This window comes from Streptomyces luteogriseus, from assembly GCF_014205055.1.
Taxonomy (GTDB): Bacteria; Actinomycetota; Actinomycetes; order Streptomycetales; family Streptomycetaceae; genus Streptomyces; species Streptomyces luteogriseus.
The window spans coordinates 3,729,881-3,747,609 of record NZ_JACHMS010000001.1 but is presented as its reverse complement, the minus strand read 5'-3'; the positions used below and the strand labels follow the sequence as shown (position 1 = coordinate 3,747,609).

At 71.6% G+C, this 17,729-nt stretch carries 11 protein-coding genes; 7 read left to right on the top strand and 4 right to left on the bottom strand.

The window, feature by feature from the left end; all coding sequences use genetic code 11:
- Window positions 1-55: 55 nt before the first annotated feature.
- The 3 genes from BJ965_RS16245 (at window position 56) to kstD (ending at window position 5,333) form a co-directional block, all read left to right on the top strand.
- A complete protein-coding gene (locus tag BJ965_RS16245; protein WP_184909295.1) occupies window positions 56-1,975 on the top strand; it encodes an AMP-dependent synthetase/ligase in 1,920 nt (639 codons plus the stop codon).
- Window positions 1,976-2,127: 152 nt separating this feature from the next.
- Window positions 2,128-3,204, top strand: a complete 1,077-nt coding sequence (locus BJ965_RS16240) for a sugar ABC transporter substrate-binding protein (RefSeq protein WP_184917223.1) — start codon at window positions 2,128-2,130, stop codon at window positions 3,202-3,204.
- A gap of 347 nt (window positions 3,205-3,551) precedes the next feature.
- Entirely contained in the window at window positions 3,552-5,333 is a 1,782-nt protein-coding gene (kstD, locus tag BJ965_RS16235; RefSeq protein ID WP_184909293.1) for a 3-oxosteroid 1-dehydrogenase, read from the top strand.
- Between the two features lie 131 nt (window positions 5,334-5,464).
- On the opposite strand, the gene BJ965_RS16230 is transcribed toward kstD, so the two are convergent.
- The 3 genes from BJ965_RS16230 to BJ965_RS16220 all read right to left on the bottom strand — a co-directional run bounded on the left by BJ965_RS16230 (window position 5,465) and on the right by BJ965_RS16220 (window position 6,968).
- Window positions 5,465-6,118, bottom strand: a complete 654-nt coding sequence (locus tag BJ965_RS16230; protein WP_313667760.1) for a class I SAM-dependent methyltransferase — start codon at window positions 6,116-6,118, stop codon at window positions 5,465-5,467.
- Window positions 6,119-6,276: 158 nt separating this feature from the next.
- Window positions 6,277-6,654, bottom strand: a complete 378-nt coding sequence (locus BJ965_RS39345; RefSeq protein ID WP_246545911.1) for a hypothetical protein — start codon at window positions 6,652-6,654, stop codon at window positions 6,277-6,279.
- A 110-nt stretch (window positions 6,655-6,764) separates the two neighbouring features.
- Window positions 6,765-6,968 (bottom strand): cold-shock protein, encoded by a 204-nt coding sequence (locus tag BJ965_RS16220; RefSeq protein ID WP_004984723.1) that lies wholly within the window; start codon window positions 6,966-6,968, stop codon window positions 6,765-6,767.
- 321 nt (window positions 6,969-7,289) lie between these two features.
- On the opposite strand from BJ965_RS16220, the gene BJ965_RS16215 reads away from it, so the two are divergent.
- Together BJ965_RS16215 and BJ965_RS16210 are read left to right on the top strand one after the other, a co-directional pair.
- Window positions 7,290-8,138 carry a menaquinone biosynthetic enzyme MqnA/MqnD family protein gene (locus tag BJ965_RS16215; protein WP_184909288.1) on the top strand — a complete coding sequence of 283 codons (849 nt, stop codon included), beginning with the start codon at window positions 7,290-7,292 and terminating at the stop codon, window positions 8,136-8,138.
- Between the two features lie 93 nt (window positions 8,139-8,231).
- Window positions 8,232-10,055 carry a protein kinase domain-containing protein gene (locus BJ965_RS16210; RefSeq protein WP_184909287.1) on the top strand — a complete coding sequence of 608 codons (1,824 nt, stop codon included), beginning with the start codon at window positions 8,232-8,234 and terminating at the stop codon, window positions 10,053-10,055.
- Here BJ965_RS16210 and BJ965_RS16205 read toward each other — a convergent pair.
- Window positions 9,970-10,542 carry a hypothetical protein gene (locus BJ965_RS16205; RefSeq protein ID WP_184909286.1) on the bottom strand — a complete coding sequence of 191 codons (573 nt, stop codon included), beginning with the start codon at window positions 10,540-10,542 and terminating at the stop codon, window positions 9,970-9,972. The two genes, BJ965_RS16210 and BJ965_RS16205, sit on opposite strands and share 86 nt — an antisense overlap.
- Window positions 10,543-10,748: 206 nt before the next feature.
- On the opposite strand from BJ965_RS16205, the gene BJ965_RS16200 reads away from it, so the two are divergent.
- Window positions 10,749-13,145 carry a serine/threonine-protein kinase gene (locus BJ965_RS16200; protein WP_184909285.1) on the top strand — a complete coding sequence of 799 codons (2,397 nt, stop codon included), beginning with the start codon at window positions 10,749-10,751 and terminating at the stop codon, window positions 13,143-13,145.
- Between the two features lie 98 nt (window positions 13,146-13,243).
- Window positions 13,244-17,722, top strand: a complete 4,479-nt coding sequence (locus BJ965_RS16195; protein ID WP_184909283.1) for an FtsK/SpoIIIE domain-containing protein — start codon at window positions 13,244-13,246, stop codon at window positions 17,720-17,722.
- Window positions 17,723-17,729 lie beyond the last annotated feature (7 nt).

The following is a 17,729-nucleotide window of genomic DNA, read 5'->3' as shown; positions in this document are numbered from 1 at the left end:
AGGCACGTACGTCATGCAGCAAGCAGTTCTTCGCTGCACGCCCCAGGAGCCGCCCGTGTCCACTGCGTATCCCTCCTCCGCCTACGGCGACGCGTACGGAGGGCCGGTGCTGGTCGAGCCCGAGGTACGGCGGCTGGACGGGGCGGTACGGGAGGCCTCCGTACCGGCGCTGGCCCCGCCGTGGACCCACGGGTCGCTCGCCGACCTGCCCTTCGACAACGCGAGCGCGAACCCGGGCGCCGTGGCCCTCAGCCGCAAGGACGCCGACGGCCGCTGGGGCGACGTCACGGCGGCGCAATTCGCCGACCAGGTGCGGGCCGTGGCCAAGGGCCTGATCGCCGAGGGCCTGATGCCGGGCGACCGGGTCGCCGTGATGGCCCGCACCATCTACGAGTGGACCGTCCTGGACTTCGCCGCCTGGTCGGCCGGACTGGTCACCGTCCCCGTCTACCCCACCTCCTCCGTCTTCCAGGCCCGCTGGATCCTCCAGGACTCCGGCGCCGTCGCCCTGGTCACCGAGACCGCCGCACAGGCCGCCGCCCTCGGCCCGGAGCGGGAGCGGCTGCCCGACCTCACACACATGTGGGTCGTGGAGAAGGGGCACGTGGACCGGCTCGCGGAGGCCGGGGCGCATCTGCCCGACCAGGAGGTCGAGGTGCGGCGCGGCATGCTCGGCCCCGACACCCTCGCCACCCTCGTCTACACCTCGGGCACCACGGGCCGCCCCAAGGGCTGCGCCCTCACCCACGGCAACTTCTTCGCCGAGGTCGACAACGCCATCGAGCTGCTCTACCCCGTCTTCCGGGCGAAGACCAGCGAAGAGGCCTCGGTCCTGCTGTTCCTGCCGATGTCCCACGTCTTCGGCCGCATGGTGGCGATCGCCTGCGTCCGGGCCCGCGTACGGCTGGGCCACGCGCCCAGCATCAAGGCCGAGCACCTGCTGCCCGACCTCGCCGGCTTCCGGCCGACCTGTCTGCTGGCCATCCCGTACATGCTGGAGAAGGTCTTCAACTCCGCCCGCGCCAAGGCCGAGTCGGGCGGCCGGGTCTCCTCCTTCGACCGCGCGGTGGCCGTCGCACAGCGCTACGGAGAGGCCCTGGAGGCCCAGCAGACGGGCACCGGACCCGGCCCCACCCGCGCCCTGAGGACCGCCCGCGCCTTCTACGACCCCCTGGTCTACCGCCGCATCCGCAACGCCATGGGCGGCAGGGTCCGCTACGCCATCTGCGGCGGCTCCCCCCTCGGCCGCCGCCTCGCCGCGTTCTACGCCGGTGCCGGCATCGAGATCTTCGAGGGCTACGGCCTCACGGAGACCACCGGCGCGAGCACCGTCACCCCGCCCCTCAAACCCCGCCTGGGCACCGTCGGCTGGCCGCTGCCCGGCACCCGCGTCCGCATCGCCGCCGACGGCGAGATCCTGGTCGGCGGCGACCACGTGCTGCGCGGCTACTGGGACCCGCAGGCCGGGGGCGTTGTCCCCGCCGCCCCCGACGGCTGGCTCGCCACCGGCGACCTCGGCGAACTCGACGACGAGGGCTATCTGACGATCACCGGCCGCAAGAAGGAACTGCTCATCACCGCGGGCGGCAAGTCCGTCGCCCCGGCCCCGCTGGAGAACTGGCTGCGCTCGCACCCGCTGATCTCCCAGTGCCTCGTCCTGGGCGACGGCCGCCCCTTCGTCTCGGCGCTGATCACCCTCGACGAGGCCGGCGTCACCCACTGGCGCCAGATGAACGGCAAGCATCCCGTACCGCCCACGCTCCTCGTCGAGGACGAGGAACTGCGCGCCGTCCTGCAACGCGCGGTCGACGAGGCCAACAAGATGGTCTCCCGCCCGGAGTCCATCCGCCGCTTCGCCATCCTGCCCGAGGACTTCACGGAGGAGGCGGGCCATCTGACCCCGTCGATGAAGCTCCGCCGGGAGGCCGTGCTGCGTGCGTTCGCCACGGAAGTCGAAGGTCTGTACACCCGGTGAGTCACCTTTGCGATCTCTTCACACGTGGTTCTTGACGACGCACGGCGTCTGCCCGTTGGCTTTCGACCACCTCGTCACGATGCTCCCCCCATCGGAAGGCACCACCAGTGATAGCGCGCAACCCCCGTCAGGCCGCCGTGCGGCGAATCTCCATGGCCCTGGCGGTCTCCGTATCGGCCCTGTCCCTCGCCGCCTGCGGCGATGGCGGGAGTGACGACTCCGCCGCGAAGAAGGGCAACGACATCACGGTGGGCCTGCTGCTGCCCGACCGCGACACGGCACGCTTCGAGAAGTTCGACTACCCCCTGATCAGGCAGGAGGTCGCGTCCCTCACGGAGAACAAGGGCACGGTCCGCTACGCCAACGCCGAGGCCAGCGTCACCAGACAGAGCGAGCAGTTCCGGAAGATGATCGCCGACAAGGTGGACGTCATCCTCGTCGACGCCCTCAACTCCAAGACCATTGCCACGGACGTCCAGAAGGCCAAGGACGCCGGTATCCCGGTCATCGCCTACGACCGGCTCGCCGAGGGCCCGATCGACGCCTACGTCTCCCACGACAACGAACTCGTGGGCCAGGTCCAGGGCCGCGCCATCATCGGGGAACTCGGCGACAAGGCCGAGAAGAGCAAGGTCGTCATGATGAACGGCGACCCCGGCGACCCGAACACCGCCCGGTTCAAGGACGGCGCGCTGAGCGAGCTCCGGGGCCAGGTGGACATCGTCAAGGAGTACGACACCAAGGAGTGGAAGCCCGCGATCGCCAAGGCCAACATGAAGAAGGCGATCCAGTCCGTCGGGCTGAACAACATCGCCGCCGTCTACTCGGCCAACGACGGCATGGCCGGCGCCGTCATCGAGGCGCTCCAGGAGGCCGGGACCACCAGGATGCCGCCGGTGACGGGGCAGGACGCCAACCTCGACGCGGTGCAGCGAGTCGTCTCCGGCGAGCAGTACATGACCGTGTACAAGTCCTTCCTGCTGGAGGCGACCAACGCCGCGAAGATCGCGGTGGCCAAGGTGCAGGGCCGCGCCATCGAGTTCGCGGCGCTGACCCGGGAGACGGTCGACAGCCCGACGCAGAAGAGCATCCCGTCGATGCTGGTGCCGGTGGTCGCCCTCACCAAGGACAACATCAAGGACACGGTGATCACGGACGGCGTGTACACGGTGAAGGACATCTGCACGTCCAAGTACAAGGCGGACTGCGCGGCCATCGGCCTCGACTAGCGGGCGCGGGTGGTTGTCGGTTCCGGGTGGCGGGCGCGGGTGGTTGTCGGCCCTGGCTCGGCGGGCGCGGGCGTGGGCGTGGCGATCGGCTTCGGGGGGCGGGCGCGGGCGTGGCGATCGGCTTCGGATGGTGGGCGCGGGTGGTTGTCGGCCTCGAGTAGCGGGGGCGTGCGCGGCGACGGGCTTCGGGCAGCGGGCTCGGGTGGCCGTCGGTGCCGGGTGGCGGACCCCGCGCGGCCATCGGTCCCGGTGCGGACGCACAGTGGTGCCGCACGGGTCTTGACTTCGCAAGACCCCCGCGCGACATTCCCCACCCCTTTTCGCGTTCTCGTCGGGCTGGAGCGGCCATGACCACACGCACGGACACCGCCGGCACTGCCGGAGCCCCGACCCGAAGACGAGTGCTGGCCGGTGCCGCCGGTGCCGGTCTCGCGGTCGCCACGGGCGTCCAACAGGGCGCCCGCGCAGCTGACTTACCCCCGCTCGGCACGTACGACGTCGTCGTCGTCGGCTCCGGGGCCGCCGGCATGACCGCCGCACTGACGGCCGCACGGCAGGGCCTGAGCTGCGTCGTCGTGGAGAAGGCACCGACCTTCGGCGGCTCGGCCGCCCGCTCCGGCGCCGGGATCTGGATCCCCAACAACCCGGTGCTCCTCGCGGCCGGCGTCCCGGACACCCCCGCGAAGGCCGCCGCCTACCTCGCCGCGGTCGTCGGCCCGGACGTCCCCGCCGACCGGCAGCGTGCCTTCCTCGCCCACGGCCCGGCGACGATCTCCTTCGTCATGGCGAACAGCCCGCTCCGCTTCCGCTGGATGGAGGGCTACAGCGACTACTACCCCGAGCTCCCCGGCGGCCTGCCGGGCGGCCGCTCCATCGAGCCGGACCAGATCGACGGCAACCTCCTGGGCGCCGAGCTGGCGCACCTGAACCCGCCGTACATGGACGTCCCCGCCGGCATGGTCGTCTTCAGCGCCGACTACAAGTGGGTCGCCCTGGCCGCCGTCAACGCCCGGGGCGCGGCCGTCGCCGCCCAGTGCCTCGCCCGCGGCGTGAAGGCGGCGGCACTCGGCCAGAAACCCCTGACGATGGGCCAGGCGCTCGCGGCGGGCCTGCGCGCGGGCCTGCGATCGGCCGGGGTCCCGGTCTGGCTGAACTCGCCCCTGACCGACCTGCACGTCGAGAACGGCACGGTCACCGGAGCCGTGGTCTCCCGCGACGGCGCCCCGGGCCTGGTCCGCGCCCGCCGGGGCGTGATCGTCGGCTCGGGCGGCTTCGAGCACAACGCCGCGATGCGGGAACGCTTCCAGCGCCAGCCCATCGGCACGGACTGGACCGTCGGGGCGAAGGAGAACACCGGCGACGGCATCCGGGCGGGGGAGCGGCTGGGCGCGGCGCTCGACCTGATGGAGGACGCCTGGTGGGGCCCGGCGATCCCGATCCCCGGACAGCCCTACTTCTGCCTCGCCGAACGCACCCTGCCCGGCGGGCTGCTGGTGAACGGCTCCGGCCGGCGCTTCGTCAACGAGGCCGCGCCCTACAGCGACGTCGTGCACACCATGTACGACGTCCAGGACACCGACCCGGCCATCCCGTGCTGGCTGATCGTCGACCAGAACTACCGCAACCGGTACCTCTTCAAGGACGTCCTGCCGGCCCTGCCCTTCCCCGGCACCTGGTACGACTCCGGGGCCGCGCACAAGGAGTGGACCCTGGACGCCCTGGCGGCCTCGATCGGCGTCCCCGCGGCGGCCCTGCGCACCAGCGTGAACCGCTTCAACGCCCAGGCGCGCCGGGGCGAGGACCCCGACTTCCACCGGGGCGACAGCGCCTACGACCACTACTACACGGACCCGTCGGTCCTCCCCAACTCCTGTCTGGCCCCCCTCTGGCTGCCCCCGTACCACGCCTTCCGCATCGTCCCCGGCGACCTCGGCACCAAGGGCGGACTGCGCACGGACGCCCGGGCCCGGGTGCTGCGCGAGGACGGCTCGGTGATCCCCGGCCTGTACGCGGCGGGCAACGCCAGCGCGGCCGTCATGGGCCACAGCTACGCCGGCGCGGGGTCGACGATCGGCCCGGCGATGACGTTCGGGTACATCGCGGCGCGGGACATCGCGGGGGTGCTCTAGGGGCCGGGGCCGGCCGGCGCTGGAGACCGGGGGCGGGTGGGTCGGCAGCGGGCTCGCGCTGGGGAGCGTACGCCCGGCTGCGGGGGCCGCTCGGGCATCACACGTGGGGCTACGGCGATGCCCCGGGCGGCCTACTTCCCGGGCTTGCGGGCCACGATGCTCGCCTGGGCGACCGGCTCGCCCTGCGCCTCGTCGGGCTCTCGTACCGTCGTGGCGCGGACGGTGAATCCGGCGCCGCTCAGCAGGGCGGCGATGCGCTCCGGCCGGCGCCGGCGGAACGTCAGGGACACCTGGTGCCCGAAGGCCTCCTCGTAGCGGCGGGGCTCGTCCCCGCACTGGAAGCCGAGCAGCAGATGGCCGCCGGGGCGCAGGACGCGGTGGAAGACGGTGAAGAGGGCGGGCAGGTGCTCCTCGGGTGTGTGGATGATCGAGTACCAGGACACGACACCGTCGAGCGAGCCGTCCGGCAGGTCCGGCTCCTGCATCGAGCCCCGCACGAACCGCAGGCCCGGGTTCTCGCGGCGGGCGATCGCGAGCATCGACTCCGACACGTCGAGCCCGAACACCGACAGTCCCTGGGACGCCAGGTACGCCGTGACCCGCCCCGGCCCGCACCCCAGGTCGGCGACCTCGCCCCCCTGGCCCACGAGCTGCGCGAACCCATGGAGCACGCCCCGGTCCAGCGGCGTCCCCGGGCGCAGGTCACCGAACCGGACGGCGTACTCCTCGGCGACGGCGTCGTAGAACACACGGGTCTCGGTCACGAAGTCGGGGGCGTCGTCCACGAGGCCGGAGGGGTCGTTCACGAAGTCGGCGTCGTCGTCCACGAGGCCGGAGGGGTCGTCCACGAGGCCGGCGTCGTCGGCCACGAAGTCGTGGGCGTCGGCCACGGGGCCGGGGGCGGCGTTCACGAGGTCAGCGGCGTCGGTCATGGCCGGAGACCCTAGCGCGAGACGCCGTCGCCCCGGCTCTCGTCCGACCGGCCGTCCCCTTGATTCCGGCCATGTTCCCCGTCGCCCGTGTTCTCCCCGTCGCCCGTGTTCTTCCCTACGCCGTCGTTCTCCCCGGCGCCCTCGTGTTCGTGCTCCCCGTCCTCCTGGAGTCGCGAGGCCTGTCCCGCGCCGATGCCCGCCCCCGCTCCGACCGCCGTGCCGAAGCCGAGGCCAAGGGCCAGGCCCAGCGCGAGGTTGTCGAAGACGGTGATGCCGAGCACGAGGCCTATCGCCGTGCCCAAGGACAGGCCGACCGACAGGCCCATCGCCAAGGGCTTGTCGGCCGGCGTACCGCCGACCTCGCCACTGTTCCGCTGATCTTTCCGCATCCGCTCATCGTCCCACGGCCGGAATTCACCGGGAATTCATCGGACAGAAGGGCCCGGAAAGGGCAGGAGCCCCGTCGCCTGGCGGCGCGGGGCTCCTTGGGTACTACAAATCAGACCGGCGTGACGTTCTCAGCCTGCGGGCCCTTCGGACCCTGCGTGACGTCGAAAGACACCTGCTGGTTCTCCTCGAGGGACCGGAAGCCGGTCGCATTGATCGCGGAGTAGTGGACGAAGACGTCGGGGCCGCCGCCCTCTTGGGCGATGAAACCAAAGCCCTTTTCGGCGTTGAACCACTTAACGGTTCCGGTAGCCATAAGCCCTCCTTGGGCCCAAAAGGGTTGCCCTGCTCCAGAACCAGCAAGTGTGAAGATGAATTCCGCACAAGTGCATATGTCTGAGAATGACGAGAGCCCGCGGTCACATGCTCCGCAGGCTCTGTACTGCAAGGGAAACCAAACTGCAACTTGCGACGAGCCTAGCACGCAGTCCGCGGAATGCAATAGGGGTCAAGATCACGTCACCCGAATGTTTGAACATCCTCCGGCCGACTGGCGGAGGGGGCGCCCGCAACGGGCCCACACCCCGACGGCGGGGTCGCGCGCCGGTCCGTACGCCGTGAGGGCTAGCCTCACGATGTGGACAATCCTCGCACCCGGCCGCGCGTCGGCCACATCCAGTTCCTGAACTGCCTGCCCCTGTACTGGGGGCTCGCGAGAACGGGCACGCTCCTCGACTTCGAGCTCTCCAAGGACACCCCGGAGAAGCTCAGCGAGAAGCTGGTGCAGGGCGAACTCGACATCGGTCCGATCACCCTCGTCGAGTTCCTCCGGCACGCCGACGACCTGGTCGCCTTCCCCGACATCGCCGTCGGCTGCGACGGCCCGGTCATGTCCTGCGTGATCGTCTCGCAGGTCCCCCTGGACCGGCTGGACGGCGCCCGCGTCGCCCTCGGGTCGACCTCCCGCACCTCGGTGCGCCTGGCCCAGCTGCTCCTCGCCGAGCGCTACGGCGTCCGGCCCGACTACTACACCTGCCCGCCCGACCTGAGCCTGATGATGCAGGAGGCCGACGCCGCCGTCCTCATCGGCGACGCCGCGCTGCGCGCCAACATGCTCGACGGGCCGCGCTTCGGCCTGGCCGTGCACGACCTGGGCGCGCTGTGGAAGGAGTGGACGGGCCTGCCGTTCGTCTTCGCGGTCTGGGCGGCCCGCCGCGACTACCTGGAGCGCGAGCCGGTCATCACGCGCCGGGTGCACGAGGCCTTCCTCGACTCCCGCAACCTCTCCCTTGAGGAGGTCGGCAAGGTCGCCGAGCAGGCCGCCCGCTGGGAGGCCTTCGACGAGGAGACCCTCGCCCGCTACTTCACGACCCTCGACTTCCGCTTCGGCGGCCCGCAGCTGGCGGCGGTCGCCGAGTTCGCACGCAGGGTCGGCCCGACGACCGGCTTCCCGGCGGACGTGAAGGTGGACCTGCTCCAGCCGTGAGCCGGGCGGTGCTCCCGCACTACTCTGCTGGGTGGTGCAGGCGTACCGGGACCGGAGCCGTCCCCGCCTGCCCACGGGGGAGGGGTGACGCCCATGCGGCCGCTCGACGTCGACGAACCCACCGTCGTGGGGCCCTACCGGCTGCTCGGCAGGCTGGGCTCCGGCGGCATGGGCCGGGTCTACCTGGGCCGCAGCCCCGGTGGCCGCACGGTCGCCGTGAAGATCGTGCATCCGCACTTCGCGCTGGACGAGGAGTTCCGGGCGCGTTTCCGGCGTGAGGTCGACGCCGCGCGCCGGGTGGGCGGTGCCTGGACGGCGCCGGTCCTGGACGCGGACCCGGGCGCGCGGGTGCCCTGGGTGGCCACCGCGTACGCCGCGGGTCCCTCCCTGTCGGCCGCGGTCGCCGACGGGGGGCCCCTGCCGGCCCCGACCGTACGGGCCCTGGGCGCGGGACTCGCCGAGGCGCTGGCGGCGGTGCACGAGCTGGGCCTGGTGCACCGGGACGTGAAACCGTCGAACGTCCTGCTGACCCTCGACGGCCCCCTGCTGATCGACTTCGGCATCGCCCGGGCCACGGACGGCACCGCGTCCCTCACCTCCACCGGCGTGTCCATCGGCTCACCCGGCTACATGTCACCCGAGCAGATCCTCGGCAAGGGCGTCACGGGCGCCGCCGACGTCTTCTCGCTGGGCGCGGTCCTCGCCTACGCGGCGACCGGCCGGCCCCCCTTCCCCGGCGACTCCTCCGCCGCCCTCCTCTACAAGGTCGTCCACGAGGAGCCGGAACTAGGCCTGCTGGACGACGAGTTGCGGGGCCTCACGGCGGAGTGCCTCGCCAAGGACCCGGCGGCGCGGCCCACCCCGGCTCAGCTGGCCCGCCGACTGGCCCCCGAGGGCGCGGCCCGGCTCGTGGCCGGCGGATGGCTGCCGGGGACGCTGGTGGAACAGGTGAGCCGCAGTGCCGTGCACCTGCTGAACCTGGAGGCGACGGGAGCCGGGGCGGCGGCCGGGGCCGGGGGAGGGGCCGGGGGGCCTTCCGGGCCGGTCGGTTTCAGCAGCCCCTCGGTGGGCGGGCCGGAAGCGGCCGGGAGCGGCGGGATCGGGGTGTTCGGTCCGCCGCCGGTGATGCCATCGCCCGGGGTGCTGCCGCCCGGGGCGATGCCGTCTGCGGTGACCTCTTCCGAGGCGACCTCTTCCGAGGAGGCCCCGCCCCCGGCGATGCAACCCCCGGCGATGCCACCCACTCCCCACGTCGCCGCCGTTCCCGAGCCCCGGGACGGCGACCACCCGCAGGACACCGCCCCGGCCTCCGGCCGGCGCCCCGGCAGGGTCACCGTCTCCGTCGCGGCGACGTCCACGCCGGAGGGCGAGGACGGCGGCCGGGTGCGCAGGCTGAGCTGCTCCGTGGCGCTGGCGGTCGCGGGAGCGATGGCGGCCGTGACGATCGGGTCGGTGTTCGTGTTCGACCTGCTGCCGGACCGGGGCGGCGGCCAGAACGACGCGGACTCCTCCAGCGGTTCCGACTCGCCCCCGGCGGCCAGCGCGAGCTCCGGCCCCTCCGCCGGCGCGGTGCCCGCCGCGTACCTCGGCACCTGGGAGGGCCAAGGCGTCGCCCTCGACGGCAGACTGCCCCTCGGCACGTTCCGCATCACGGTAGAACGGGCCGCCGTCGGCCAGGAGTTGGGCAAGCTCCGTCAGACCGACCCGGTCGGCGGCGTCTGCGTCGACGTACTCACCCTGAAGCAGGTCACGAAGAACGAGCTCGTCGCGACGTCGGTCGGCGCGAAGAGCAATCACAGCGGCTGCAACCCCGCGAAGACGACCGTCCACCTCAAGCCGGTGGGCGACGACCTCCGGTACCGGTCGGAGAGCCAGGAGTCGGGTCGGCCGGAGGCCCGGATGTCGAGGGTGGGGTAGGGGTCGCCCTGCGGCTGAGCCTGACGAGCAGGGTGATCAGCAGCGCGGCCGCCACGAGGGTGGAGACGAGCCCGACGACCCACAGCCATGGGTAGTGCACGTGCACCCAGCAGGGGCCGCCCTCGCTGAAACAGCCGGAGTCCCAGTCGCGGCGCCGTCTGGGCCGTACGGTCGTGGCGATCACCCCGCCGACCAGGTAGCAAGCGCCCAGCCCGGGCAGGGAGGCTGCCACCCAGGCCGACGAACGCGCCCTGCTCCTCTTCCAGTCCATCCGGGTCAGTGGCGCCACCCAGGCGAAGAAGACCACCGGCACCAGGGCGCCGACCACGCCGGTGAAGGCGTACGCACCGCCCGGCCACGCCGGAGCGAAGTCACCCCACAGCTCGTGGCCCCAGTACATGTCGAACAGGACCAGCGGCATGATCAGGGCGACGAAGCCGGGGAGCACCAGGCAACCGAACAGGCGCTCCCCGAACCCCGTCTTCACGCGGCGAAGGGACGGCGGACGCTCTGCCCTGTGCTCGTAGCGCAAGGCAGGCCCAGCCGCCTTCCTCCGCTTCGGCCTCGCCGAACTTCCGCTCATAGCCCCTAATTCTCCCCCTGGTTCGGGCGCTCACTACTGTGTCTGCTAAAGCGAACACCATCACAGACGAATGACGCATGCCCCATCGGGCCATGCCGGGAAGGCCCACCATGGAGACACTGCAGCCGGACGATCCTGTGGAGTTGGGCACGTACCGACTTCTGCGAAGACTCGGTGCCGGCGGCATGGGGCGCGTCTACCTCGCCCGTTCACCCGGTGGCCGTACCGTCGCGGTGAAGGTCGTACGTCCGGATCTTGCCGCGGACGGCGATTTCCGCGACCGCTTCCGGCACGAAGTCGAGATAGCCAAGGCGGTGTCCGGCCGCTTCACAGCCCCGGTCGTGGACGCCGACCCGGACGCGCCGCTGCCGTGGCTGGCGACGTCGTACGTGCTCGGCCCGGACCTCACGGACGTGGTCGCCGCGCACGGTGCACTGCCGGAGCACACCGTCCGGGCGCTGGCCGCCGGCCTCGCCGCAGCCCTCCAGGAGGTGCACGCGGCCGGACTGATCCACCGTGACATGAAGCCGTCGAACGTCCTGCTGGCGGCAGACGGTCCGCGCGTCATCGACTTCGGAATCGCGCGGGCGGTGGACGGAAGCCGTATGACGCAGACGGGCGTCGTGGTCGGGTCTCCCGGCTACATGTCACCGGAGCAGGCGCTGGGCGAGAACATCGGCACGGCGAGTGATGTCTTCTCGCTGGGCGCCGTACTCGCGTTCGCCGCGACCGGTCGGGGCACCTTCGGCCATGGAGCCGCCTCGCACGCCTCGTTGCTCTATCAGGTCGTACACGGTGATCCCGACGTCGACGGCGTACCACAGCAACTGCTGGGCCTCGTCCGCGCCTGCCTCGCCAAGGACCCGGCGCATCGGCCGGTTCCGGCCGACATCGTGGCGGCGCTCGCCCCGCAGGGGGTCGAAGGCGTCCTCAGCGACTGGCTGCCGTCGGCGGTGGCCTCGACGATCGCCACGCATGCGGCCGGCATCCTGGACCTGGAGGCGCCGCAGCGGCCTCAGCCCACGGGCGCCGCGTCCTTCGGGCCCGCGCCGGCGATGCCGGAGGGGGCACCGCAGTCACCGGGCACCCCCACCCCGGGCTACGGGTATCCGCAGGCCCCGGGATACGGCGGCGCCCCCGCGGCCGCCGCCCAGGGAACGCCGGCCCCCGGCTACGCCACACCGCCGGGCGGCCTTCCCGCTCCCGGGTACGGAACGCCCCCGCCGGGCCACGGTGCTCAAGGACACCCCGGCGCCCCGGGACCGGCCTCCACTGTCGCCACCACCTCAACCGCCCTTTCCCGCCGCCGTGTTCTCGGTCTCGCGCTCGGCGGTGCCGCCGCCGTGGCGCTGGCGGGCGGCGGCACCGCCTGGTGGCTCAGCCGGGACGGCGACACCGAGGACGGGGCGACCGGTACGAACGGCGCCGGTTCCGCCCGGCCCGCCGGGGAGAACTTCACCACCCCGCCGGCGGGAGTCGCCCCCCAACCGCTGTGGCACGAGACAGCGGCGGAAGACAGCACCACCACCGACGTACCCCTCCTCATCCATGACGGCCTGTTCTTGATCAGCGGCGACCCTCTGGTGGCGTACGACGTGAAGACCGGTGAAGCCCGCTGGTCGAAGCCCGATGTCTGCGCCCCCGGTTCCCCGCTCCTGTTCCACGACGGCAAGGTGTTCCTCACCGACAGCGGCGTCGATGGAGTCCTCGTCGCCCGGGACGTGAAGACCGGCAAGGAGGTGTGGCGCAGCCGTCTCGGCAAGAAACTCGGCATCGAGAGCACCATCGCCATCGACGACAAGAACGTGTACGTCACGGCAACCGACTACGCACAGGCCCGGAGCGCCACCGACTACCGCACCGCCATCGCCGCGATCAGCCACAGCACCGGGAAGAAGGTCTGGTTGCAGCACCGCGACTGGGGCACGCGGGACTACGACGTCCAGGGCACCGTCTCCGGTAAGCACCTCGTCTACGCGGACTCCAACCAGAACCTCACCGTGCGCGACACCGCGACCGGCGACCAGTTGTGGACGCAGAGGATCGGCGACGACTGGGCCTGGCAGCCCACGGTCGCGAACGGCCTCGTCTTCCTGCCCGGCGAGAAGCTGACAGCCGTCGACGCGGAGACCGGCCGCACCCGCTGGACGCTCTCCCCCGAGGGCCGCCGCGGCTTCAACAACCCGGCCGTCATCGACGGTGTGCTCTACATCAGCGACTACGACCGCGGCATCTGGGCCGTCGACGTCAAGACGCACCGGCGGATCTGGCTCTGCGAGGACCAGAACCGTGGCGGGCCGGGGACGTTCGTGAGGGCAGGCACGACGCTGTACTGCGCCGCCGGGCCCCTGTCAGGGGGCGTCATCGCCCTCGAGGCCAAGACCGGCACAGTGCGCTGGACCTGGACGGACGACAAGGACTCCGGCGCCCCGTGGCAGATCGCGACGGCAGGAAACCGACTGTTGGTGACGAACGGACCGGAGATCTACGCGATGCCGGCGGTGTGAGGTCGGGGCGCTGGGGCGCGATGCCGGGGACTGCCATAGTCTCCGTTAGCTGAAGTTAACGAACGTGGCCACAGGGGCCGACGGGGAGGACGACCATCATGCGGATGCTGGTCACGGTCGTACGCGAAGGCGGTGAGTCGGAGGACATCGTCGTCACCGCCGACGACACCGCCACGGCAGGCGATGTCGCGGAGGTGTTGGCGCAGGCCGTCGGACAAGGCATCAACCCGCGGGGTGCCGGGTCGGAGAACGTCGTGGCCATGCCCGGGACCTCACTGGCCTCGCTGCCCGGCTACGGAACGGCGGTCTCCGGGGCGCCGGTGCTGTGGGCGGACGGTGAGCTGTGCGACCCCGCGGCACCGGCGGCCGGCGTCCTGCGGGACGGCATGCGCGTCTCCGTCGACCCCTCGATAGGCCCGCTGCTGCGCAAGGGCGAGCCGGTCGGGCAGTACGAACTGCGCGTGGCGGGCGGTCCCGGCGCGGGGCGCGTGGTCCGGCTGGGCGTCGGCGCGGCAACCGCCGGATCGGCGCCGACCTGTTCGCTCCCCCTGCCGGACGCCTCACTGCCGGCGGTCGCCCTCCGGCTGACCATCGACCTCCAGGGCAACGTCACCCTCACCCCGGAGGCCGGCGCCGGCGCCCGGCTGAACGATGACGCGGTGACGGCCGGTACTCCTTGGCCCTTGGGCGGTGCCGTACGGGTGGGCGACTCGCTGCTGGTCCTCGACCGGGTGGCCGAGCCGGATGCGCATCTGTCCCTGATGAGCGAGGGCGGCCTCGCCTACAACCGCCCCCCTCGGCTGTCGCCGCTGCGGCCTCGGCGGCGGCTGTCCGTGCCGGTGCCTCCCTCCAAGGGGGAACGGGCACGTTTCCAGTTCATCATGGCGTTCATGCCCATGCTGTTCGGGCTGTCGATGTACTTCCTCACCAAGCAGATCTACATGCTGCTGTTCTGCCTGATGAGCCCGCTCATGATGCTGGGCCAGTGGATCAGTGAGAACCGCGAGGGCAAGAAGAAGCACAGGACGTCCCTCAAGCAGTACAAGAAGGATCTCGCGGCCCACGAGTCCGAACTCGTCACTCTCGGCAAGGAAGAACAGCGTGCCCGCCGCGAGGACAACCCCGACCCGGCGGAGATCCTGCTCTTCGCGACCGGACCGCGCCGCCGTCTCTGGGAGCGCCGGCTCACCGACCCGGACGCGATGCAGCTGCGTATCGGGCTGGGAGCCCTGCCCTCCGACGTGGAACTCGTCTTCGCGCGTGGCGGTTCATCGCACGACGAGGAGCCCCCGGAACCCCCGGTCCTGCCCGACGTCCCCGTCACCCTGCCCTTCGCCCGGCTCGGCGTGGTCGGCATCGCGGGGGACCGTGCCCGTGCCCTTGCCACCGCGCGCTGGCTGAGCGTGCAGGCCGCCGTGCTGCACAGCCCCCGGGACCTGTCACTGGTCTCCCTGGCCGCGACACCGGCCGCCGGCGCCGAGTGGCACTGGGCGCACTGGCTTCCGCACACCGCTCCCGACGAGGGACAGGACTGCGTCGCTCTGGTCGGTTTCGACTCGGAGGGCATCAGCCGCCGGGTCAACGAACTCCTCAACGAGCTGGCTCGCCGCAAGGCGGCCCGCGAGCAGCACAACATGACGGGCCAGCTGTATCCCGACGCCAACGTGCTCCTGATCCTCGACGGAGCACGGCTGCTGCGCCGAGTCCCGGGCGTTCCCCAACTCCTCACCGAGGGACCGCAGTACGGCATCTTCGCTCTCTGCATCGACGAGGACGAGCGGCTGCTTCCCGAGGAGTGCAAAGCCGTCGTGGCCTGGTCACCGGACGCGGCCCACCATGTCCGAGTGCGCGGCTACGGCCTGGAGGCCGTCGGCGATGTGCTGGCCGACCAGGTCCCGTACGAATGGTGCGAACTCCTGGCCCGCTCCCTCGCCCCCGTCCGCGATGTCAGTCGCGACGACGCCGATTCCGCGCTGCCCACCTCGGCCCGGCTGCTGAACCTGCTGAACATGCCCAACCCGGCGGGTACCGAAGTGGAACGCATCTGGCGGGCAGGTGGCTCGACCACGGCCGCACCCATCGGACTCGCCGCCGACGGCGCGTTCGTTCTGGACATCCGCCGCGACGGGCCGCACGCGCTGGTCGCCGGTACGACGGGTGCCGGTAAGTCCGAGCTGCTCCAGACAATCATCGCCTCGCTGGCGGTCGCCAACCGTCCCGACGCCCTGAACTACGTCCTCATCGACTACAAGGGCGGCAGCGCGTTCATGGACTGCGCCCGCCTGCCCCACACCGTCGGCATGGTCAGCGACCTCGACGCCCATCTGACCGAGCGGGCCCTCGCCTCACTCGCGGCCGAACTCCATCGCCGGGAGCGCATCCTCTTCGATGCGGCGGCCAAGGACATCGAGGACTACAACGACACCCGCAAGCTCCGCCCCGAACTGGAGCCGATGCCCCGGCTGGTGCTCGTCATCGACGAGTTCGCGTCCCTGGTCGCCGAACTGCCCGACTTCATCGCCGGCTTGGTCGACATCGCACGCCGGGGCCGCTCGCTCGGCGTGCACCTGATTCTCGCGACGCAGCGTCCCGCGGGTGTGGTGAGCGCCGACATCCGGGCCAACACCAACCTCCGCATCGCCCTGCGAGTCACCGACGCCTCCGAGTCGATGGACGTCATCGACGCACCGGACTCGGGCGCGATCGCCAAGTCGACTCCAGGTCGCATGTACGTGCGTTCCGGCGCCCAGTCCCTGGTCGGCGTGCAGTCGGCCCGTATCGGTGGCCGTCGCCCCGCCACGGGCCAGACGGGCCCGAAGGCCACGCTGATCCCGTTGCCGTGGAACGCCTATGCCCGCCCGTTGCCCAAGCGAGAGGAGGCCGACGACGACGGCACGATGGTCACGGACCTGGCCGTCCTCGTCGACGCCGTACGCGAAGGCGCCGAGCGGATGGGCTTCGGTGAGCAGCGCAGCCCATGGCTGCCGCCGCTGGCGGAGTCCGTCACACTCGACGAACTGTCCGCCTACGGCGGTGCACCGGCCGCCCCGGGCGGCGACGTGCCCCCGATCCCGTACGGCCTGGTCGACCTGCCGGCGAAGCAGAGCCGCGTGCCGGTGTCCCTGGACCTCGTGCACGGGGAGCACACACTGCTGCTCGGCGGCGCCCGCTCGGGTCGCTCGACGGCTCTTCGCACCCTGGCCGGCTCCCTGGCCCGGAACACCTCCCCGCTGGACGTGCACGTCTACGGCATCGACTGCGGCTCCAACGCCCTCCTGCCGCTGGTACGTCTGCCCCACGTGGGCGCTGTCGTGACCCGCGACGAGCCGGACCGAGCCCGTCGCCTGATCCAGCGCTTGCAGGTGGAGGTCGCCCGTCGACAGCAACTGCTGGCGATGGAAGGTGCGTCGAGCGCGGCGGAACAGCGCGCGGGTGCCGCTCCCGAAGAGCGCCTGCCCTGGATGGTGCTCCTGCTGGACAGCTGGGAGGGCTTCGCGTCGACCTTCGAGAACTACAACTACGGTCAGCTGCTGGAAGCGGCCCAGCGACTCTTCCGCGAGGGTTCGGCAGCGGGTCTGAAGGTCGTCATGACGGCCGACCGCAGTGGCCTCAGCGGTCATGTCTCCTCGGCCTTCTCCGACCGTCTTGTCATGCGCTTCGCCGACCCGAACGACTATTCCACCGCAGGTCTCCAGGCCCGCGAGGTCCCGAAGAACATGCCGCCCGGACGCGCCCTGCGCATCACGGACACGGGCGTGGACGAGACGCAGATCGGGCTGCTGGCGCAAGACCCCGCAGGCCAGGCCCAGGTTCGTGCCCTCCGCGAGATCGCGGAAGAGGCGCGAACCCGCTACGGCCGCGTCCCGGCGGGCCGCCGCCCTCTGCGAGTCGATGCCCTTCCGACGCGCATCACGGCGTCGGAGGCAATGGCTCTGGACCCGGACTTCGTCCCCTCGTCGCCTTTGTGGGCGCTGCTCGCCGTGGGCGGCGACGAACTTCACCCCATCGGTATCGACCTGGAGGAGAACGGCCCCGGCTTCGTCATCGCGGGCCCGCCGAAGTCCGGCCGTTCGACGGCACTGTTGTGCGCCGCCGAGTCCCTTCTGCGAGCAGGTACGCCTCTGGTGGTCGTCACACCTCGCCGGTCTCCACTGCGGGACCTCGAGGGGCGAGAGGGCGTGCTCGGCATGCTGAACGCAGACAGCTCGAGTGACGACCTGGAGGAGATCCAGGACCAGCTCGACGGACGGCCGTACGTCGTCGTGGTCGACGACGCCGAACTCCTCTACGACGCACCGCTGGACGAGCCGCTGGAAGGGGTCATCCGCAAGGGAGCCGACGGCGGTGTGGGCCTGCTCGCTGCCGGCACCACTGACTCACTGTCCGGCCAGTACCGGGGCTTCGCGGTGGAGGCCCGCAAGTCCCGCAACGGCATGCTGCTGACGCCGCAGAGCTCCTCGGACGGCGAACTGTTCGGCATCAGGCTCCCGGCGAACAGCGGGGGCGGGGCAGCGGGGAGCGGGTTGTTCGTGGCAGGCGGGGGGTTCGTGCCGGTGCAGGCTGTGATGAACGGCTGACCGCGAA